At 61.1% G+C, this 20386-nt stretch carries 22 protein-coding genes; 15 read left to right on the top strand and 7 right to left on the bottom strand.

The features are described 5' to 3' along the window. From CBB63_RS07195 to CBB63_RS07175, 5 genes are all read left to right on the top strand, one after another. Positions 1-357, top strand: a 357-nt coding sequence (locus CBB63_RS07195) for a winged helix-turn-helix domain-containing protein (protein WP_286698660.1), incomplete at its 5' end; no start/stop codon positions are given. Between the two features lie 243 nt (positions 358-600). Continuing rightward, positions 601-1389, top strand: a complete 789-nt coding sequence (locus tag CBB63_RS07190; RefSeq protein WP_009825509.1) for an exodeoxyribonuclease III — start codon at positions 601-603, stop codon at positions 1387-1389. 52 nt (positions 1390-1441) lie between these two features. Further along, a complete protein-coding gene (locus CBB63_RS07185) occupies positions 1442-2362 on the top strand; it encodes a thioredoxin family protein (RefSeq protein WP_286698659.1) in 921 nt (306 codons plus the stop codon). Positions 2363-2389: 27 nt separating this feature from the next. Next, complete coding sequence (locus CBB63_RS07180; protein ID WP_286698658.1) at positions 2390-3034, top strand: LON peptidase substrate-binding domain-containing protein; 645 nt, start codon at positions 2390-2392, stop codon at positions 3032-3034. Between the two features lie 29 nt (positions 3035-3063). Next, positions 3064-3216 carry a Trm112 family protein gene (locus CBB63_RS07175; RefSeq protein ID WP_502695879.1) on the top strand — a complete coding sequence of 51 codons (153 nt, stop codon included), beginning with the start codon at positions 3064-3066 and terminating at the stop codon, positions 3214-3216. Positions 3217-3239: 23 nt separating this feature from the next. Here the strand turns inward: CBB63_RS07175 and CBB63_RS07170 are convergent, their stop codons facing one another. Further along, complete coding sequence (locus CBB63_RS07170; RefSeq protein WP_286698656.1) at positions 3240-4466, bottom strand: FAD-dependent monooxygenase; 1227 nt, start codon at positions 4464-4466, stop codon at positions 3240-3242. A gap of 89 nt (positions 4467-4555) precedes the next feature. On the opposite strand from CBB63_RS07170, the gene CBB63_RS07165 reads away from it, so the two are divergent. The 4 genes from CBB63_RS07165 to CBB63_RS07150 all read left to right on the top strand — a co-directional run bounded on the left by CBB63_RS07165 (position 4556) and on the right by CBB63_RS07150 (position 10889). Next, positions 4556-5884, top strand: a complete 1329-nt coding sequence (locus tag CBB63_RS07165) for an amidase (RefSeq protein ID WP_286698655.1) — start codon at positions 4556-4558, stop codon at positions 5882-5884. Between the two features lie 109 nt (positions 5885-5993). Beyond that, complete coding sequence (locus CBB63_RS07160; protein ID WP_286698661.1) at positions 5994-7175, top strand: aminotransferase class I/II-fold pyridoxal phosphate-dependent enzyme; 1182 nt, start codon at positions 5994-5996, stop codon at positions 7173-7175. A gap of 17 nt (positions 7176-7192) precedes the next feature. Continuing rightward, the gene (locus CBB63_RS07155) at positions 7193-10114 is read left to right on the top strand and encodes a DNA translocase FtsK (protein ID WP_286698654.1); all 2922 of its coding nucleotides are present in this window, start codon (positions 7193-7195) and stop codon (positions 10112-10114) included. Positions 10115-10286: 172 nt separating this feature from the next. After that, complete coding sequence (locus CBB63_RS07150) at positions 10287-10889, top strand: LolA family protein (protein WP_286698653.1); 603 nt, start codon at positions 10287-10289, stop codon at positions 10887-10889. 58 nt (positions 10890-10947) lie between these two features. Here the strand turns inward: CBB63_RS07150 and CBB63_RS07145 are convergent, their stop codons facing one another. Then, a complete protein-coding gene (locus CBB63_RS07145) occupies positions 10948-11538 on the bottom strand; it encodes a transglycosylase SLT domain-containing protein (RefSeq protein ID WP_286698652.1) in 591 nt (196 codons plus the stop codon). A 71-nt stretch (positions 11539-11609) separates the two neighbouring features. Beyond that, positions 11610-12491, bottom strand: a complete 882-nt coding sequence (locus CBB63_RS07140; protein ID WP_286698651.1) for an AEC family transporter — start codon at positions 12489-12491, stop codon at positions 11610-11612. A gap of 84 nt (positions 12492-12575) precedes the next feature. Here CBB63_RS07140 and hspQ point away from each other — a divergent pair, with 84 nt between their 5' ends. Continuing rightward, complete coding sequence (hspQ, locus tag CBB63_RS07135) at positions 12576-12902, top strand: heat shock protein HspQ (RefSeq protein WP_005850331.1); 327 nt, start codon at positions 12576-12578, stop codon at positions 12900-12902. 37 nt (positions 12903-12939) lie between these two features. Here the strand turns inward: hspQ and CBB63_RS07130 are convergent, their stop codons facing one another. The 3 genes from CBB63_RS07130 to CBB63_RS07120 form a co-directional block, all read right to left on the bottom strand. Then, positions 12940-14517: a gamma-glutamyltransferase family protein gene (locus CBB63_RS07130; protein ID WP_286698650.1), complete on the bottom strand. Its 1578-nt coding sequence runs from the start codon at positions 14515-14517 to the stop codon at positions 12940-12942. A 345-nt stretch (positions 14518-14862) separates the two neighbouring features. After that, positions 14863-15342, bottom strand: a complete 480-nt coding sequence (locus tag CBB63_RS07125; protein WP_180828367.1) for an ATP-binding protein — start codon at positions 15340-15342, stop codon at positions 14863-14865. Beyond that, positions 15339-15680, bottom strand: a complete 342-nt coding sequence (locus tag CBB63_RS07120) for an STAS domain-containing protein (protein ID WP_286698649.1) — start codon at positions 15678-15680, stop codon at positions 15339-15341. Before CBB63_RS07120 ends, CBB63_RS07125 begins: the two co-directional genes overlap by 4 nt. A gap of 87 nt (positions 15681-15767) precedes the next feature. On the opposite strand from CBB63_RS07120, the gene CBB63_RS07115 reads away from it, so the two are divergent. The 4 genes from CBB63_RS07115 (at position 15768) to rarD (ending at position 19163) form a co-directional block, all read left to right on the top strand. Then, positions 15768-16940, top strand: a complete 1173-nt coding sequence (locus CBB63_RS07115) for a thiolase family protein (RefSeq protein ID WP_037953970.1) — start codon at positions 15768-15770, stop codon at positions 16938-16940. 76 nt (positions 16941-17016) lie between these two features. Continuing rightward, positions 17017-17472 carry a free L-methionine (R)-S-oxide reductase MsrC gene (gene msrC / locus CBB63_RS07110; protein WP_286698648.1) on the top strand — a complete coding sequence of 152 codons (456 nt, stop codon included), beginning with the start codon at positions 17017-17019 and terminating at the stop codon, positions 17470-17472. Positions 17473-17507: 35 nt separating this feature from the next. After that, a complete protein-coding gene (locus CBB63_RS07105; RefSeq protein ID WP_286698647.1) occupies positions 17508-18131 on the top strand; it encodes a LysE family translocator in 624 nt (207 codons plus the stop codon). 105 nt (positions 18132-18236) lie between these two features. Continuing rightward, a complete protein-coding gene (gene rarD / locus CBB63_RS07100; protein WP_009825490.1) occupies positions 18237-19163 on the top strand; it encodes an EamA family transporter RarD in 927 nt (308 codons plus the stop codon). Between the two features lie 56 nt (positions 19164-19219). Here rarD and CBB63_RS07095 read toward each other — a convergent pair whose 3' ends face one another. Beyond that, entirely contained in the window at positions 19220-19630 is a 411-nt protein-coding gene (locus tag CBB63_RS07095; RefSeq protein WP_037942746.1) for a nuclear transport factor 2 family protein, read from the bottom strand. Positions 19631-19689: 59 nt separating this feature from the next. Here CBB63_RS07095 and CBB63_RS07090 point away from each other — a divergent pair, with 59 nt between their 5' ends. Next, positions 19690-20337, top strand: a complete 648-nt coding sequence (locus tag CBB63_RS07090) for an RluA family pseudouridine synthase (RefSeq protein WP_005850315.1) — start codon at positions 19690-19692, stop codon at positions 20335-20337. Positions 20338-20386 lie beyond the last annotated feature (49 nt).

The following is a 20386-nucleotide window of genomic DNA, read 5'->3' as shown; positions in this document are numbered from 1 at the left end:
CCCGTTCTCTTGGCGCGCATCCGGGCACAGCTGCGCCAGCACGAACAATCCGAAGAGGCGATTTTCCAGCTTGGGCCCTATACGTTCAAGCCGTCGGCCAAGTTGCTGATCACCGAAGACGACAAGAAAATCAGGCTGACCGAAAAAGAGACGAATATCCTCAAGTTCCTCTACCGTGCTGCCGCGGGCGTCGTCCCGCGTGACACGCTTTTGCACGAGGTCTGGGGCTATAATGCCGGTGTCACGACGCACACGTTGGAAACCCACATTTACCGCCTGCGCCAGAAGATCGAGCCTGATCCCTCGAACGCAAGAATTTTGCTAACTGAATCAGGTGGATACAGAATTATTTCATAATTTTGGAACCCAAGCGGGCCCCACTGGTTATTCCTGCGAGAGACGGGGTTTTCATGACCCGTCGATCGGTTTGAACCCGAAGTTTGTATCCGGGAAATGATACATACCTCCCTGTTGGACTAGGCCGGGCCCTTGTGCCCGGTCTTTTTTTGTCCGCAGCCCGGAAGTCCCGGGAATTCGGCATGGTGGACGCTGAGCATTTCGCGGTAGGGTGCGCGCGATCTGACCCAAGGGAGCTGCCTCATGCCTTTCACGCTGGCCACATGGAATATCAACTCTGTCCGGTTGCGCGAACCGATTGTGCTCAAGCTGCTGGCTGAACATGGGCCAGACGTGCTGTGTTTGCAGGAATGCAAAAGCCCGGTCGACAAAATCCCCACCGCGGCCTTCATCGAAGCGGGCTACACCCACATGGTGGCGCGAGGACAAAAAGGATACAATGGTGTGGCAATCCTGTCGCGTCTGCCCTTGGTGGATGCCGGTGATCAGGACTTTGCGACGCTGGGCCACGCGCGCCATGTTGCGGCAAAGCTCGAAAACGGGGTGACGGTGCATAACTTCTATGTGCCCGCTGGCGGCGACGTGCCCGACCGCGAGGTGAACGAGAAGTTTGGCCAGAAGCTCGATTATCTGGCGGACATGCGCGACTGGTTCCACGGCGACAAACCCGAGAAATCCATTCTGGTAGGCGACCTGAACATCGCACCGCGCGAGGATGACGTCTGGGATCACAAGAAGCTGCTCAAGGTGGTAAGCCACACACCGATAGAGGTCGAAAAGCTNGCCGAGACGCAGGACGCCGGTGGTTTTGTTGACGTAACGCGGCAGGATATCCCGCAAGGCAACCTGTACAGCTGGTGGTCCTACCGCGCCAAGGATTGGGATGCGGCAGACAAGGGCCGCCGGTTGGATCACGTCTGGGCAACGCCCGATATCTCGGGCGCGGCACATTCCAGCCGCGTGTTGCGCGACGCCCGTGGTTGGGAAAAGCCCAGCGACCACGCGCCGGTCTTTGCGACATTCGACCTTTGAAATAGACAGACGCGCCCTCATATAAAGGGCAACCCCAAGCGAGGATTTTGATATGATGGATTTGAACCTTTCCCCCGCCGGTGCCGGTGATGCCGATCTGATCAAAGACACGAGCGAAGCGACCTTCATGGCCGATGTTGTCGAGGCATCGCAAACGGTGCCGGTGATTGTCGATTTCTGGGCCCCGTGGTGCGGCCCGTGTAANACCCTTGGCCCGATGCTNGAAGACGCGGTGCGCGCGGCCAAAGGCGCGGTCAAGATGGTCAAGATCAACGTTGACGAGGCCCANCAGATCGCAGGCCAGTTGCAGATCCAGTCGATCCCGACNGTTTATGCTTTCTTCAAGGGCCAGCCGGTTGACGGGTTTCAGGGGGCCCTGCCACAGTCCGAGATCAAGGCGTTCATCGACCGCGTGATCAAAGCGGGCGGCGGCGAAGCCCCCGGTGAAGAGCTGTCAGAGGCCGTGGCCGCCGCGGATGACATGCTNGCCGAAGGGGCGGCGCAGGACGCGCTGGACACTTTTGCCGCGATCCTGGGCGAAGACCCGAACCACGCNGGTGCTTATGGCGGGATGGTGCGTGCCTATATCGCGTTGGATCAGCTTGATCAGGCCGAAGCGCATCTGAACGGCGCACCCATCGAAATCTCNAAAGCGCCCGAGCTNGAGGCCGCGCATGCGCAGCTTCAACTGGCACGACAGGCAGCCGATGCNGGCCCCGTGGCAGANCTTCAGGCGGCGGTGGATGCCAACCCTNATGACATGCAGGCGCGNTTCGATCTGGCGCAGGCGCTTTATGCGCATGGCGACACGCANGCCGCTGTGGATCAACTGCTGACGCTTTTCGGCAAGGATCGTGAATGGAATGACGGNGCCGCCAAGACGCAATTGTTCACCATTTTCGAGGCGTTGAAACCCAANGATCCGATTGCNCTGAATGGTCGTCGTAAACTTAGCTCTATGATATTTGCATAAGGCTGTGCGCGCCCTAGGTAAGCTTACATGATACAGCAATCGGACCTGCCAGACACAATCGCGATCTTCCCGTTGTCGGGCGCATTGCTGCTGCCGCGCTCGCGGTTGCCGCTGCATATCTTTGAACCGCGCTATCTGCAGATGATCGAAGACAGTCTGAAAACGCCGGGGCGNTTGATNGGNATGGTGCAGCCCAATGTGGTGCCGGGGCGCGANGGTCCGGGGCTGCAAACCATCGGATGCGCCGGGCGGATCACCCAGTTNTCCGAGACTGAGGACGGGCGCTATATGATCACCCTCGCGGGGATCTCGCGTTTTCGGGTGGTGAAAGAGGTCGAAGGCTTCGCGCCCTACCGCCGTTGCGATGTCAACTGGGACGGGTTTGAACGCGATCTTGGCAAGGATGAACAGGACAGCAGTTTCGACCGCGATAATTTCCTGAACACGCTTGGCCGTTACTTCGACGCGCGAAACCTGTCGGCAGATTGGGATACGTTGCAAGAGGCCGACGATGAACTGTTGATCAATTCACTGTCGATGATGCTGGATCTTGACTGCGAAGACAAACAGGCCTTGCTCGAGGCACCATCCCTCTCTACCCGACGCGAGACGTTGCTGACGTTGATCGAATACACCCTGCGGGGTGGCCAAGAAGGGGAGATGATGAATTGAACGCCGAAGAGATACCATTCGACCGCCGCATGCTAGAGGCGCTGATTTGCCCCCGCACGCAGATGCGCCTGACCTATGACGCCGACAAGCAAGAGCTGATCTCGGACGCGGCCGGTCTTGCCTATCCGATCCGCAACGGTATCCCCGTGATGCTGGTGGACGAAGCGCGGNTTATCGACTGACNCGNCGGGGGNAGGNTAGCNCCCTAAAGCGCCTTACCCTGCATCAGACGGGGCAGGGTGCCNGTCAGNCCNGCCGCCTCGCGCATGAAACCGCGACGGGCATCGGGCAGGGCGTTAATNGCCGCCATCCCCACATCACGTGCNAGACGCAGCAGCGGGTTGTCGTTGGAAAACAGCCGGTTGAAGCTGTCCGTCGCCAATGCCAGCGCGGTGTTATCAAAGCGACGCCACAGCTGATATTGCTCNAGCACCGTGGTGCTGCCGACATCNTGCCCGCGCCGTTGCGCATCAGCGATCACCTCTGCCAGCGCGGCGACATCGCGCATGCCGGCGTTCAACCCCTGACCGGCAATCGGGTGCACCCCATGTGCGGCATCCCCCAGCAGCGCGACACGCGGTGCCACCATCGAATGCGCCAGCGANAGGCTCAGCGGGTAAGTGTACCGCGCACCGGCAAGGGAAATCTCNCCCAGAAAATCACCAAAGCGAGGGCGAAGCACNTCGAGGTATCCCTCNTCCGGCAGCGCGTGGATATGCGCTGCGTTGGCGGCGGTCTCGCTCCAGACGATGGAGGACCGGTTTTCGGTCAGCGGCAGGATCGCCAGCGGACCGGGGGGCATAAAGAACTGATGCGCGACCCCGTGATGNGGCTTTTCATGGGCGATGGCGCAGACCAGCGCGGTTTGCGCATAATCCCAGCCGATGCGTTTGATCCCCGCCCGCGTAGCGGTGCCCGAGACGCGACCATCCGCGCCGACAACCAGACGCGTGCGCAGGGTCTTGCCGTCTTCCAGTGTCAGGGTGACGCCCGCCGGGGCAGCGTCTTGCGCAATGACCGTTTCGCCGTCCAGCCGCGCGATGCGGGCCTCAGCGCTCACCGCTTCTGCCAAGGCGCGCCGCAGGTGGCGGTCCTCGACCATATGGCCCATTGGCCCTTCTTCGATCTCTGCGTGATCGAAATGCATGAAGAAAGGGGAGGGACCTTCGCCCGCGCGCCCGTCCGTCACTTTGATCTCAAGCATCGGTTGCGCGTGGGATTTCACATTATCCCAAATCCCGAGCGCCCCGAGCATCCGTGTCGAGGTCAACGCCAGCGCATAGGATCGCCCGTCAAACGCCGCATCTTCCCGCGTGGCAGCGGGCAGCCTGTCGATCAACGTGACCCGCAGCCCGATCTGCGCCAAAGCCAAGGCAAGTGTCGGGCCATTCAGCCCACCACCGACGATTGCGATATCTGTATCAAAATCCATAGCTTTAGATATGGGCGTGCAGCAGGGATTGTCCATGCGCGCTGGCGTCGCTACCGTCCCTTTTCCAAAGCATTATTCGAGGAAGCAACATGCAAGAGTGGTTAACCATGACAGCCGCAGATCTGGGACGGGGCATCGGGGACGGCCAGATCGACCCTGTTGTGCTGTGTCAGACCTATCTTGACGCGATCGACGCCCACCCCCTGCGGGATCGTATCTATGCCCGCGTGACCGCCGAACGGGCCCTGGCCGAGGCCGGTGCCGCGCGNGATCGCGCGCGNGCGGGGCAGCGTTTGTCGCCACTGGACGGGGTNCCGATCAGCTGGAAAGACCTGTTCGACACCGCCGGNATCGCGACAGAGGCGGGCAGCGCCCTGCTGAAAGACCGNGTGCCGGACCGCGACGCGCGCGTGTTGGCGAANGCCACNGCGATGGGGTTGGTCTGTCTGGGCAAGACCCATATGAGCGAGCTGGCGTTTTCGGGGCTCGGGTATAACCCCAGCACCGCCACNCCCCCTTGCGTGAACGATGAAGCTGCCGTGTCGGGCGGGTCGTCGTCCGGGGCTGCGGCNTCTGTCGCTTTCGGTCTGGCGGCGGCGGCGATCGGGTCGGATACCGGCGGATCGGTGCGGGTGCCTGCCGCGTGGAACGATCTTGTGGGGCTGAAAACCACCTCGGGCCGTGTGTCGCTTGAGGGGACCGTGCCGCTGGCNGCCAAGTTCGACACGGTNGGCCCGCTTTGCCGCTCGGTCGAGGATGCNAGCCTGTTGCTGGCGCTCACCGAAGGGTCCAAGCCGATGGACATGGGCAGCACCGACATCGAAGGGCGTCGCTTTGCGATCCTGCGNACNGTGGCGTTCGACGATATTGAAGACGCCCCCGCGGCGGCTTTCGACGATGCCGTCGCGCGGCTNAAGGAAGCGGGGGCGGTGATCGAGGACATCGATTTCGACCCTATCAAAGAGGCGATGCCGCTGAGCGGGTGCCTTTACACCGCCGAAGCCTACGGNCTGTGGCGCGACGTGATCGAGGCGAACCCGGATGCGATGTACGGCGAAATCCTTGAAAGGTTCCGTCTGGGTAAATCCCACTCCGGCCCNGATTATGTGGCNGCCTGNGCCAAGATTGACCAGATCCGCGCGGCCTATGTGAAAGCTGTGGCGGGCTATGANGCGGTGCTGATCCCCACCGCACCGCTGNTACCCCCCAAGCTGGACCGGCTGGAANCCGAGCATGACTATTACGTNTCGGCCAACCTNATGACCNTGCGCAACACGCGTATCGGGAATCTTATGGGGCTGGCGGCGGTGACCCTGCCCACGGGCACCCNATCCTGCGGGATCATGCTGATGGGCCAGCCCTTTGGCGAAGAGCACCTGCTGCGCATTGCNGCAGCCGCCGAAGANGCATTGGCCTAAATGACACAAACCTTGCCCTGCGTCCTGCAATGTCTGGACGCGGGGCAAGCCCTTGGGTACTCTGGAACAAACGGGGCGTGAATGATCCCGAACCCGAGGCAGTGAAATGATGTACCCCGAGCGGTTTTCGAACCTTCCGGCCCACGCGTGGCCGCGCCTGCGCGCATTGCTTGATGCGCATGAAGGCGGTGGCACGCCGATCCACATGACGATTGGCGAGCCGAAACATGCTTTTCCGGCATGGGTCACCGATGTGATTGCCGAAAATGCTGCCGGATTTAACAGCTACCCGGCCAACGACGGCACGCCNCAGTTNCGCGGCGCGATTGCCGGATGGATCAAGCGGCGCTACGNTGTGGATGTGGATGCNGACACGCAGGTGATGCCGCTGAACGGCACCCGCGAAGGGCTGTATAACGCCGTCATGGCCACCTGTCCCGAGACGAAGAATGGCCGCAAGCCCGCCATTCTGATGCCGAACCCGTTCTATCAGGTCTATATGATCGCCGCGATTTCCGGTGCCGCTGATCCGGTGATGGTGCCTGCCACGCGCGAANCAGGGCATNTGCCCGATTTTGCCAGCCTGCCCGAAGATGTNCTGAACCGGACCACTGCGGCCTATATCTGCTCGCCCGCCAACCCGCAGGGGGCCGTGGCCACCCGTGCGTATTGGGCCGATCTGATCGCGCTGGCAGAAAAATACGATTTCAAGATTTTCGCGGATGAATGCTATTCAGAGATCTACCGCGACACGCCGCCCGTCGGGGCGCTACAAGTCGCGCAAGAGGTCGGGGCCGATCCGGATCGTGTGGTGATTTTCCATTCGCTGTCGAAACGGTCGAACCTGCCCGGGCTGCGGTCCGGCTTTGTCGCGTCGGGTGCCAATACCATGCGCGAGATCAAGCAGCTGCGGAACTATGCCGGTGCTCCGCTGCCGTTACCGTTGCAAGCGGCGTCGGCTGCGGTCTGGGACGACGAAGCCCATGTGGCCGAGAACCGCGCGCTTTACATCGAGAAGTACGAGGTCGCTGACCGTATTCTCGGCAACGTCCCCGGGTACCAAAGCCCCGAGGCCGGGTTCTTTTTGTGGCTGCCGGTGGAAGATGACGAAGCTGCGGCGCTGAAACTCTGGCGTGAAAGCGGCGTGCGGGTGCTGCCGGGCGGCTATCTGGCGCAAAGCGTGAACGGCGAAAACCCCGGGAAACAATATATTCGGGTGGCGATGGTCGCCCCAAAAGAAGAGACAACGCGCGGGATCGAAGCGATCCGCCGCTGTCTCTATCCAGAATAAGACGAGGGATCAGAGCAATGGCATATCAGACACGTGGGCGCGACCCTTTGCTAGACACCAACATGGCCGAAGCCATCGAAAAACGCGGCAAGGAACTGCTGGGCCTCGGGCTGATCGCCCTGGGCCTTATGGCCGCCATGATGATCGGCAGCTACACCCCTGACGATCCCAACTTTATGGTGTCCACCGATGCGCCGGTGCAGAACTGGCTGGGGCGCATGGGCGCGTCGCTGGCCGCGCCTTTGTTCATGATCGTGGGCTGGGGCGCGTGGTCTGTCGCGGCAATCCTTCTGGCCTGGGGCGCACGCTTTGCCCTGCACCGCGGCGAGGAACGCGCCGTGGGCCGTTTGATCTTTGCCCCGATTGCTGTCGCCTTGTGTTCGATCTACGGGGCAACGCTGACGCCGGATGCGGCTTGGCTGCAAACCCATAGCTTTGGTCTGGGCGGGCTTTTTGGCGACACGGTCATGGGCGTGATCCTGACCGTCCTGCCGATCGGGTCGACCTTTACGATCAAGCTGATGTCGCTGTTGATGGGCGTGGCGATCCTTGCCTTTGGTGCCTTTGTTGTCGGCTTCACCCGACTTGAACTGCAACGTCTGTTCCGCTTCATGCTGGTCGGGCTGATCATGGCTTATGCCGGTTTGATGACCCTTCTGGGGCGGGGGGCGTCGGGGGCGGTTGCCGCCGCGCAGGGCATTCAGGCCCGCCAGCTTGAACGCCGTGAACGCAACCGGATCGAGGCCGAGGAGAACGCGCAATTCGCGGCNAGCCAAGGATACTATGACGACGAANTGGCCTATAGCGACGCGCCTGCANCTGCGCCNAAAACCGGCCTCCTGTCGAAAATGCCGACGCTGGTCAAACGCGCCGACCCGCTGCCCGAACCTGAATTGGTCGAGACATGGGCTGAACCCGAGCTGGACGAAGCCCCCAGCAGCGACCGNATCAAATCCAANATCGCCGATGTGATCAAAAGCCGCGTGCGCACCGGCGGGGCTGTGCATACNGCNACCACCGCCCCCTTGACCCGTGGTCGCGGNCGTGGCCCTGANCCGCTNCTGCTGGATACCACCGCCCGTGGTGCCCGCCGCGAAGAGCCGCCATTGACCGGTGCGCCGGCCCCCTCCCCTACTCGGGCGGAGCCGCCTTTAACCGCAAGCCGTGCACCTTTGGTNGCGGAGCGCCCCGTGCTNGAGCTNACCCCCTCCGAACCGGATCANGANGCNGATATGGCGGTTCTGGATGATGAACCNATGACCGACAGCCNCCTGCCACTGCAAGAGGCAGAGCGGGAACCGGCCATGCAGATCCCCGTGGCTCAGCCGCGCAAGGTGGTGCAGCCGCAGATGCGCAAGCCGGTGCAGCCCAGCAAACAGGCTCAGGCCGAGGCACAGCCTGCGTTGACCTTTGANGACACGCACCCCGGATTTGAACTGCCGCCGCTGAACCTGCTGGAAAGCCCGGATAATGTNGAACGCCTGCACCTGAGCGACGACGCGCTGGAAGAGAACGCGCGCATGCTGGAAAACGTGCTGGATGANTATGGCGTAAAGGGTGAAATCGTCGCCGTCCGTCCGGGNCCCGTTGTCACCATGTACGAGCTGGAACCGGCACCGGGCCTCAAGGCGAGCCGTGTGATCGGTCTGGCGGACGATATCGCGCGCTCNATGGCGGCACTGTCGGCGCGTGTGTCCACNGTGCCGGGGCGCAGCGTGATNGGNATCGAACTACCNAACGAGAACCGCGAGAAAGTCGTGCTGCGNGAAATCCTCGCNGCGCGTGATTTCGGCGACAGCACCATGCGNCTGCCGCTGGCCTTGGGCAAAGACATTGGCGGTGANCCTGTGGTCGCGAACCTTGCCAAGATGCCTCACCTGCTGATCGCGGGGACCACNGGTTCGGGTAAATCCGTTGCGATCAACACAATGATCCTGTCGCTGCTGTACAAGCTGACGCCGGAAGAATGCCGGATGATCATGATNGACCCCAAGATGCTGGAACTGTCGGTCTATGACGGCATCCCGCATCTGCTGTCCCCCGTTGTGACCGACCCGAAAAAGGCCGTTGTCGCGCTGAAGTGGACCGTNGGCGAGATGGAAGAGCGCTATCGCAAGATGTCCAAGATGGGCGTGCGCAACATCGAAGGCTATAACGGTCGTGTCCGCGAGGCCCTGGCCAAGGGAGAGATGTTCAGCCGNACCGTCCAGACCGGCTTTGACGAGGATACGGGCGAGCCNATCTTCGAGACGGATGAATTCAAGCCCGAAGCGCTGCCCTATATCGTCGTGATCGTGGACGAGATGGCCGATCTGATGATGGTCGCGGGCAAAGAGATCGAAGCCTGCATCCAGCGTCTGGCNCAGATGGCGCGGGCCTCGGGTATTCACCTGATCATGGCGACACAGCGTCCTTCGGTCGATGTCATCACCGGCACGATCAAGGCGAACTTCCCGACGCGGATTTCCTTCCAGGTGACCTCNAANATCGACAGCCGNACGATCCTGGGCGAGATGGGNGCCGAGCAGCTCCTTGGCATGGGTGACATGCTCTATATGGCGGGCGGNTCCAAGATCGTGCGCTGCCACGGTCCCTTTGTCAGCGACGAAGAGGTCGAAGAGATCGTGAACCACCTCAAGGCNTATGGTGAACCTGATTATGTGTCGGGTGTGGTCGAAGGGCCATCCGATGACCAAGAAGGGAACATCGACGCGGTTCTGGGTCTGGGCGGCAATACCGACAGCGAAGACGCGCAATATGACACGGCTGTGGCGATCGTTGCAAAAGACCGCAAATGTTCGACATCCTACATCCAGCGGAANCTGGGCATCGGCTATAACAAAGCCGCGCGTCTGGTNGAACAGATGGAGGACGCNGGCCTTGTTTCGCCNGCCAACCACGTGGGCAAGCGCGAGATCCTGATACCAGAGCAGGGGTAGCGCGCAAAAATAATCGGAACGTCATTGCGNNGCCGGGGGTTGGCTTGGGAACAGGCCAGCCCCTTTTGCATTTCGGGCGTGTTAGGCGATATCCTGCTGCGTGATATCGTATATCATGACGCGAAGCCCTATGTCGAAGGCAAGGCACTGGAATAAGAATAGGAAGACTATGATGCGTTTTGTTACCACCACCGTTCTGGCCATTGGTCTGGGGTTGGCAGCTGTGATGCCCGCCGCCGCCGACAAACTGCCGCTGAACGCGATTTCCGGCTATCTTAACGATNTGAAAACCGCCAAGGGCGAATTCACCCAGATCAACGACGACGGCTCGATCAGCACCGGCACGATCTACATCAAACGTCCGGGCAAAGTGCGCTTTGAATACAACGCACCGGATTCGGGGATTGTCGTNGCGGGCAGCAATACGGTTGTGATCTACGACAAGAAATCCAACCAACCGGCAGAGACATACCCGCTGTCCAAAACGCCGCTGTCGATCATTCTGGCCGCGAATGTGAACCTTGGTCAGGCCAAGATGGTGACGGGGCATAACTATGACGGCACCGCGACCACNGTGCGCGCCCAAGACCCCGCGCATCCTGAATATGGCAATATCGAGCTGAAGTTCACCGGCAACCCNNTCGAGCTGCGCCAGTGGATCATCAACGACGGCAACGGCACCAAGACCACCGTGGTTCTGGGCGACCTGCAGAAGGGCGGCAGCCTGCCCAACAANCTGTTTGACGTNGGCAGCCCCGGTCAGGTGAACCGCTAAGGAAAAAGGGCCCCGAACATACGTTCGNGGCCCTTTTCTTTATCCGGTGTTGGTCAGCTTACCAACGTGACAGGCGACACCCTGCAATCTGCTGCTGNTACATATCGGAGCGCGCNCGCACCTTGCGGGCCACGGCGACCAGCCAAGGTTTCGAATTATAGCTTTGGCGCGCATAGCCTGTGTTGCCTTCATGATAGGCCAGATACTGGTTTTCCGCGTCATGCAGGGGAATGCCATTCTTGTCGCGGCTCTTGTTCATGTACCACCCCATGAAATCCGACGCGTCGTTGATCCGGTCGCGCTTGGCGCGGAAACCGCCAGCTTCGGCCAGATATTCATCCCATGTCGCATCAAGCGCTTGGCTGTAGCCAAAGGCGCTGGACTGGCGGCCCATGGGGATCACACCGATAACATAGCGGAACGGCGTACGGGCGTCCGCGATGAATTTGCTTTCCTGATGGATCGTGGCCATCTGCACATGGACAGGCACGCCCCAACGGCGTTCAGCTGCACGGAATGCGCGGTAATATTCTGGGCGCTCTTTGAGAATCGCACATGCGTTATCAAGGTCTCGTGGGGCACTGGTCGGACCGCCACTACATGATGCCAAAAGCACAGCAATTATCAGGGCGCAAAAGGTTCTGCTCATCGTCCTCTCGCTTTTATCGTGTTTTTATTACATTTAGTTTATCAGATTGCCCTGCCGACGCCCACCAGAAATTACAGCAGAAACCCCAGCATAAGCGGTAAAGCGGCAACCGATAGCACGGTAGAGACGACAACCAGCCCCGCGACAGACTGCGCATCCGCACCGTATTTCTCTGCCAGCAGGTAGGATGTCACCGCCACCGGTGTGGCGACCTGCAAGACCAGCACGCCAAACGCGATTTTATCAAGGTCAAAGAACCAGCCCGCCAAGGCGGCGATGCCGATGCAGATCGCAAGCTTGATCAGCGACAACACCACCGCGCGCCCGATCCCGCCGGGGGACAGCCGAGCCACGGCAACGCCCAATGTGATCAGCATAATCGGGATCGCCATCTGACCGAGCAGAGACAGCGTATTGGTCAGAAACACCGGCGTTTCCCAGCCTTGCACCAGAAACAATGCGCCCAATGCCGTGCCCCAGACCAGCGGTTCACGGATGACTTTCCCGAACGAGCCAGAGCCCGCGACCAGCCAGATGCCAAAGGTGAACGACCATATGGCCATAATGGCAAAGACCACAACGGCATAACCCAACCCCGTGTCGCCAAAGGCAAAAAGCGCGAGCGGCAGGCCCAGATTGCCGGTATTCCCGAAGATCATCGGGGCCAGATAGGTCCGCCGGTTCAACCCGAACACGCGCACGATCACAGCGGCCAGCAGCGTTACCCCGCCATAGGCCGCCACTGTCGCCAGTGACAAAGCGCTCAGCGCGGCGGGGTCGATCTGCGTTGTCATCAGCGACACGAAAATCAGACAGGGCACCGATAGGGTCATCGCCAGCTGGGTCACAAACTGGATGCGATATTCGAACCCCAGCTTCACCCAGGCAAAGCCGATCCCCGCGAGCAAGAACACAGGGGCCACAATTTCAAGCACTGTCAGGGCTAAGTTCACAAAGTGTTTCCTTGGTTACGCGTAGCAGGATTGGACAAAAGCCCCTTGAAGGGACTACGAACGAACGGTAGGTGCACCGATGTTATGATAAGAACGCGCGCGAAATACCACTTGGGCCAGATCGTCCGGCACAAAAAACATCCCTTCCGAGGGGTGATTTTTGACGTGGACCCCGAATTTGCCAATACCGAAGAATGGTACGAGGCTATTCCGGAAGACAGCCGCCCCGAGAAAGACCAGCCCTATTATCACCTGCTGGCCGAAAACGAACAAAGCTATTACGTGGCCTATGTGTCCGAGCAGAACCTCGTGGCCGATTATTCGGGCGAACCTGTGGACCATCCCGATATCCCCGACCTCTTCGGCCCGTTCACCGATGGGGCCTATCCGCTGCACTTCCAACTGAACTGAGGCAAAGCGTGGGTGACCCGCGCCCTGCCACCCTTTTTCAATAGCCCAGGGCACACCCATCCTTGCGTGCGTCGCTCGCCCCCTCCAGCAAACCGGTGTCATGCAGCTGGATCGCCTGCGCGCCGCCGATGGCTGTGGCCGGAATTTCGACCTTATGCCCCATCTCGGCCAGCTCGGCACGGACCGCATCGCTATAGCCGCGTTCGACCTTGAGGATGCCATTGTCGGAAAACGCGCGGGGGGCGTCGATGGCGGCCTGAGAGTCTAGCCCGAAATCCGTCAGGTTAGAGACAAACCGCGCGTGGCCATTGGGCTGGTAGGCCCCGCCCATCACGCCAAACGGCATGATCACCTTACCGTCGCGTTTGATCATCCCCGGAATGATCGTATGCATCGGCCGCTTGCCGCCCTTCAGCTCGTTCGCGTGCCCTTGGTCAAGGGTGAAACCAGCACCGCGGTTTTGCAGCAGGATACCGAATTTATCCGACGCGATGCCGGACCCGAAACCGTGGAAGATCGAATAGATCAACGACACGGACATCCCATCCTTGTCCACCACGGTGATATAGATCGTATCCTTATGCACCGCCTCTGACAGGGCGACGGGGTCGGGCATGGCTCTCTTCGGGTCGATCAACGCCGCCAGCTCCTGCGCGGTTTCGGGCGCAAGCATATGTGCCAGACGTGCGGTATGGTCCGGGTCCGCCAGAAAACGATTGCGCGCATCATACGCCAGCTTGGCGGTTTCCGCCTCGATATGCACACGCTCCGCGCCCCAAGGATCCATGGATGCAATGTCGAAATGCGACAGCATGTTCATCATCAACAGTGCAGTCGCCCCCTGACCGTTCGGCGCATGTTCCAGCACCTCAACGCCCTGATAAGTGGAGGCAAGGGGCTCACCCGGGGTGCAAGCGGTGGCGGCGAAATCCTCTGCCGTGTGCTTGCCCCCCATCGCATTGAGAGAGGCGACGATATCTTCGGCCACCTCACCGGTATAGAAGGCATCGCGCCCGTCCTTGGCGATCCGACGCAGGACTTCGGCCTGACCGGGGGCGCGGAAGATGTCGCCGGTCTTTGGGGCCTTGCCGCCGGTCAGATAGAAATCGCGTGCGGCCCCCTGCAAGGTGCCCGCATCATTGCCCCAATCAAAGGCGACACGTGCCGCCACGGGCACGCCTTCTTCGGCATAGCGGATCGCTGGGGCAAGAATTGTGTCCAGACCCATGGTGCCGATGGTGTCGGACAGGTGGCAAAACGCGTCGATCGCGCCGGGAATGGTCACGGCATGGGCGCTGCGCAGCGGTACCGTCTTTTCACCAGCGTCGCGCAAATGGGCGGCATCCAACGCAGCAGGGGCGCGGCCCGATCCGTTCAGCGCGTGCACCTCGTCGCTGCCCGCTGGCGAATACAGCACAAAGCAATCCCCGCCGATCCCGGTCATCTGCGGCTCGCAAATCCCCAGCAGCACGGCACCGGCAATCGCGGCATCCATCGCGTTGCCGCCCCGCTCAAGAATATCGACAGCGGTCTTTGCGGCCAAAGGATGGGACGTGGCACNCATGCCATTGCTCGCCAGAACGGGGGATCGTCCGGGAAGGTGAAAGTCGCGCATGGTTATTCGCCCTTGATTGCTCTCATCGGGCTGAACGTAGCGCGGTGCAGGACGGGCGGGCAATCATTAAAGGGCAGTTGGGCACTTAAAGGGGAACTGGGCACTTGAAGGGGGATTGGGCACAGTAAATGTGCCTCGGCGTTGCGTACTGGGTGGGGGCTATTAAAACGCAACGCCGAGGGAAGCCATATGCAGCTACAGAACCGACGTTGCCCGCAAAGCTGGGCGGAATTATGAAACCTTTGAGGCGCTATTGCGAAGCGTTGCTTCAAGTTGCCCCAAAGGTGACCAACACTTAACCCTCGGCCGCAAAGGCCCCCCTAGTGGCGGCCCCCCGTACCCAGCTTATCCCGCGGCAAGCGGAATGCGCAGCGCCAGCAGGTTCATATCACCGGTGCGCGAATATTCCAGCTCGCAGCTCAGCAACCGGATCAGGCTCCAGCCGAATCCNCCTTCGGGCAGTTCGTCAGCAAGTTTCAGCACATCGAATGCTTCACCCGGGGGTAGGGTGAANCCCGGCATCGGTTTGCCCAGATCGGTGATGCGAAACCGCAAGTCATCAGGCGCATAGGCCCCGCGCACCCCGATTAACCCCGCTTGGGGCAATCCGGCATAGGCGTGCTCGACCACGTTATTCAACGTCTCGGCCAGCACCAGTTCTACAATCTCGAGGTTTTCTTGCGATAGCCCCCGATCGGCTAGCTCATCGCGGATATGTCCAAGGGCCGCGCGTACCGCATCGGCAGAGGCTTCCAACGTCACCTCGAACCCATAGGGGGTATCCGGCTGACCGACTGTGCCTTCGTTCCGGTTCGGGGCGCTCATGCGGGCACCTGCGCGGCCAATGCGGCGTCCAATGNGGGGAAAAGGGGAAAAACGCTGTCCATCCGCGTCAATCGGAACACCCGATCAACCGAGGGCGTCAGCCCCGCCAGCGTCAGGCTGCGGTCCGGCAACAGAAGTTTCAACGTCGCCACCACCGCGCCAAGCCCGCTGGAATCAATAAAGTTCACCTGCCCCAGATCCAGAATAACCACAGGTGGCCCATCTTCGATCATATCCCGCATGGCTTCTTTAAAGGCGCGGGCAACGGCGGCATCAATACGGTCTTCCATCACGGATATGATGTGCAGCTGCCCTTCTGTTCTGGTTGAGAGTTTCATATGGTCATCTCCAAGGTGTCCCGGACGCCAGAAGACATAGCGCCGATACCTTACCAAAAGATGATCATTTCCCGGGGAGGGGACGAAATGGAAAAAGTCGTGATAGCAGGGGCTGCGCGGACGCCGATGGGCGGGTTTCAGGGGGCTTTTGCCGATCTGACCGCGGCCGATCTGGGGGGGCATGCGATCAAGGCGGCGCTGGACGGTGCCGGCACCGATACCGTGGACGAGGTGCTGATGGGCTGTGTGTTGCCCGCAGGGCAGGGCCAGGCTCCCGCGCGTCAGGCCGGCTTCAAAGCAGGTCTGGGCGAAGAGGTGCCGGCGACAACGCTGAACAAGATGTGCGGCTCGGGGATGAAGGCGGCGATGATCGCCTTCGACCAGATCGCCTTGGGTCAGACCGATACCATGATCGCCGGCGGGATGGAGAGCATGACAAACGCGCCCTATGTGCTGCCGAAAATGCGGGGCGGCGCGCGGTTGGGGCACGGTCAGGTGATCGATCACATGTTCCTCGACGGGTTGGAAGACGCCTATGACAAGGGCCGCCTGATGGGCACCTTTGCCGAAGACTGCGCCGAGACATTTCAATTCACCCGCGCCGTGCAGGATGACTATGCGCTGGCCTCCCTGTCCCGCGCGCTCGACGCGCAAAGCAGCGGCGCGTTCGATGGCGAGATCGCAGCGGTTGATCTGAAATCGCGTAAAGGGTCGGTCACCATCTCGGCGGATGAACAGCCCGGCAACGCACGGCCCGAGAAGATCCCCGAACTCAAACCCGCCTTCCGCGAGGGCGGCACAGTCACGGCGGCGAATGCGTCTTCCATCTCGGACGGGGCGGCGGCATTGGTGCTGGCATCTGAAACAGCAGCCAAATCCCAAGGGTTGAATGTCCGCGCGCATATCCTCGGCCACGCCAGTCACGCGCAGGCACCGGGGCTTTTCACCACCGCGCCCGTACCGGCGGCGCAGAAACTGCTGGACCGGTTGGGCTGGCAGAAAGACGACGTTGATCTGTGGGAAGTGAACGAGGCCTTTGCCGTCGTGCCACTGGCCTTCATGCATGAAATGGGGCTGTCCCATGACATCGTGAACGTGAACGGCGGTGCCTGTGCGCTTGGCCACCCCATCGGGGCTTCTGGCGCACGTATTATCGTGACCCTGCTGAACGCACTGGAAAAGCGCGGGCTGAAACGGGGTATCGCGGCGATCTGCATTGGCGGCGGTGAAGGCACCGCGATTGCAATCGAACGCCCCTGATTTTCCAAATGGAGGAAATCCTCGGGGGTCGGGGGGCAGACAGCCCCCCGGTCCGACAGTAACAAAAGGCAATTTTATGCGCGTTGACTATCCTACCCTCTCCAAAACCCTCCACGCCTTGACCGACGGCGAAACCGACAGCGTNGCGCTGATGGCCACCGTCNCCTGCGAGGTGCACCANGCCGACGACCGCTTTGANTGGACGGGGTTCTACCGTGTGACCGCGCCAGAGCTGCTTAAGATCGGGCCCTATCAGGGCGGGCATGGCTGTCTNGTGATCCCCTTCGCGCGTGGCGTTTGCGGTGCTGCCGCGCGCACCGGCGAAACGCAGCTGGTTGCGGATGTGGATGCCTTTCCGGGCCACATCGCCTGCGCGTCCTCCACGCGGTCTGAACTGGTCCTGCCCGTCTGGAACGGCTCCGGAGAGCTGCTGGGTGTCTTTGATATCGACAGCAACCAGCCCGCCGCGTTTGACCAGACCGACGCCGACGAACTCGCCGCGATTCTGAAATCCGTTTTCGCAAACGCCTAGGCCGGTGATCCTGCCCGTCGATCAAAGGAAATGTCATGAGCTTTGACGCTTGGCTCGTGTTTGCCCTGTTCTGGGTGGTGTTTGTCACCACGCCGGGGCCGAACGCGGTGAACTGTATCAGCAACGGGATGAACCTGGGCTTTGCGCGGGCGATGGTCGGGGTGCTGGCGATCCTGACGCAGGCCTCGCTGTTTCTGGCGCTGTCAGCGATTGGCGTGACGGCGCTGCTGACGGCCTCGGACACGGGGTTCTTTGTGGCCAAGATGATCGGGGCAGGGTTTCTGATCTATCTGGGCGTGCGCGGGCTGGTCATGGCGGGCAAGCCTGTGGTGATGGAGGATCGCCCCGCCGCGTCGGTCTATTGGCGTGCCTTTGCGATTGCGACGATCAACCCGAAATCGGTCGCCGGATATCTTGCGGCCTTCAGCCAGTTCGTGCAGCCGGATGTCCCGATCTGGGACCAGATGATCGTGATCGTGCCGACGGCGCTGACCCTGACCGCGGCCAGCTATACCGGGTTTACGGCGCTTGGGGCGGGGCTGGGGCGGGCGGCCTTGGGGGCGGTGTTCAACGTCTGGTTCCGCCGCGTGATGGCGGTCAGCTTTATCATCTACGGGGTGCTGTTGGGCAGCGCGCATACGCCGATGCCTAAGGGGTGATCACGGGCTGATCCAGCGCGCCTGTGGGGCAAGTGCCCTTAGGTCAGTCTTTCCCTCTGGTCCCTGCGGTCCTGCGGGCGTAAGCAGACCCCAAGGAGACACGATATGCGCAACCCAGATACCCTTTCCAACACCCAGCCCGCCCCGCCCGAGGACACGCCCCAAGGGCTTGCCTTTGCGATCGGGGCCTATGGTCTTTGGGGGTTTCTGCCGCTGTACATGAAGGCCATCGCCCATATTCCCGCGGCAGAGATTGTCGTGCATCGGGTAGTCTGGTCAGTGCCCGTGGGCGCATTGGTGCTGATCCTTCTGGGGCGCACCGCCACCCTGCGCGAGGCGTTCCGGTCGCCGCGCACGCTGGCGATGGGCTGTGTCACGGCGACGCTGATCTCGGTCAACTGGGGTATCTACATCTGGGCGGTGAACTCGGGTCATGCGCTGGACGCGGCCTTGGGGTATTACATCAACCCGTTGTTCAGCATCCTGCTGGGGGCGCTGCTGCTGGGAGAACGTCTGTCGAGACTTCAGCTTGCGGCAATCGGGCTCGCAGCCGTCGCTGTCGCGATCCTGACGCTTGATTCCGGTCGCTTTCCTTGGGTCGCGCTGAGCCTGACGCTCACCTTCGGGCTGTATGCGCTGGCGAAAAAGCGGCTGCCGATCGGGCCAAACCAGGGTTTCCTGCTTGAGGTCCTGATCCTGCTCGCCCCCGCGCTGGCCTATCTGGTTTACCTGATCATGACGGGGCAAAACCACTTTGGTCAGGGCGTGCCCTTCAATACGTGGATGCTGGTGGGCTGCGGCGTGGTCACGGCGGTGCCGCTGATCTTTTACGCCAACGGAGCCAAGCGGCTGCGGCTGTCGACCATCGGTATCTTGCAGTATATCGCGCCGACGATGATCTTCCTTTGCGCTGTGCTGGTCTTTGACGAACCCTTTGGGCGCGCGCGCATGATTGCCTTTCCGCTGATCTGGGGGGCGCTGGTGATCTATTCGATTTCACTGTTCCGGCAGATGCGGCACAAACCGGCTTGATCAGGTGCTAGGAGGGGCGCAGACATGTTGCGCCCCTCGATCCTTATATCATTCGCTCAGGACAGCGCGTCCTTGAAGGCGAGGAAGCTGGGGTCTTTCATCACCCGTGCGTTCATCGCCTCGCGTAGGGCTCCGATGGATTTATAGGGGCGCATCACCACCTCGAATTTGGCGATCAGACCGTCGTCACCCAAGGTGATCAGATCGACGCCAACGGCATCCAGATCCCCGATCTTGCACTGGAACTCCAGCGCCCAATCTGTCCCTTCCCCCATGATCCGGCGGTATTTGAAATCGCTAAAGACATTGCCGACGTGCCCCAGAACCGCTGCCACAGGGGCGCGGCCGGTCCAGGTCTTGTAATATGTCGGCGGCATGAAGGTGACGTCTTCCGCCAGCAGCGGGGCGATCTTTTCCGAATCCCCCTTGGCGACAACATCAATCATCTTGGTAATAGTAGGATGCATTCCGGGTCCTTTGGTACAGATTGGCTTGAAAACCTACCCTAACTCTGAGACGGACACTTATGGAAACAGAATATAATCCGCCCCAAGATCCGCTGGTTGTCCTGCATGAAGACGCCGAAGTGTTGCTGGTCGACAAGCCCGCGGGCTTGCTGTCGGTGCCGGGCAAGGGGCCGCATCTGGCCGATTGTCTCATCGCGCGGGTGCAGGATGCATTTCCGGACGCGCTGCTGGTGCACCGTCTGGATCGGGACACCTCGGGCGTGATGATCTTTGCGCTGACGCCCCATGCGCAGCGCCATCTGGGATTGCAGTTTGAAAAGCGGATGACGCGCAAGACCTATGTCGCGCGGGTCTGGGGGGTGCCGCAGGAAAAGACCGGCACCATCGATCTGCCGTTGATCGTGGATTGGCCGAACCGCCCGCGCCAGATGGTCTGCCATGAAACGGGTAAACCCGCACAAACCGACTGGCGTGTGCTGAAAGACGAAGGCGACACCGCGCGGGTGCGCCTTAGCCCCAAGACAGGGCGCAGCCATCAGCTGCGGGTGCATATGCTGAGCCTCGGCCATCCGATTCTGGGCGATCCGTTTTACGCCACGGGGCCCGCGTTGGCGTATCCGCGCCTGATGCTCCATTCAGAGGAGCTGCGGTTCAACCATCCTCAGGGCGGGCATTCGACCAAGATCCGTGCCAAGGCACCGTTCTAAAGGCCAAAGGGCGCAGACGAAAAAGGCCACCCCGCAGGGTGGCCTTGGT

It is taken from the genome of Sulfitobacter sp. TMED3 (assembly GCF_002167505.1).
Lineage (GTDB): Bacteria > Pseudomonadota > Alphaproteobacteria > Rhodobacterales > Rhodobacteraceae > Sulfitobacter > Sulfitobacter pontiacus.
Note: the sequence above shows the minus strand (reverse complement) of the source record. Positions and strands in the feature narration are given on the sequence as shown.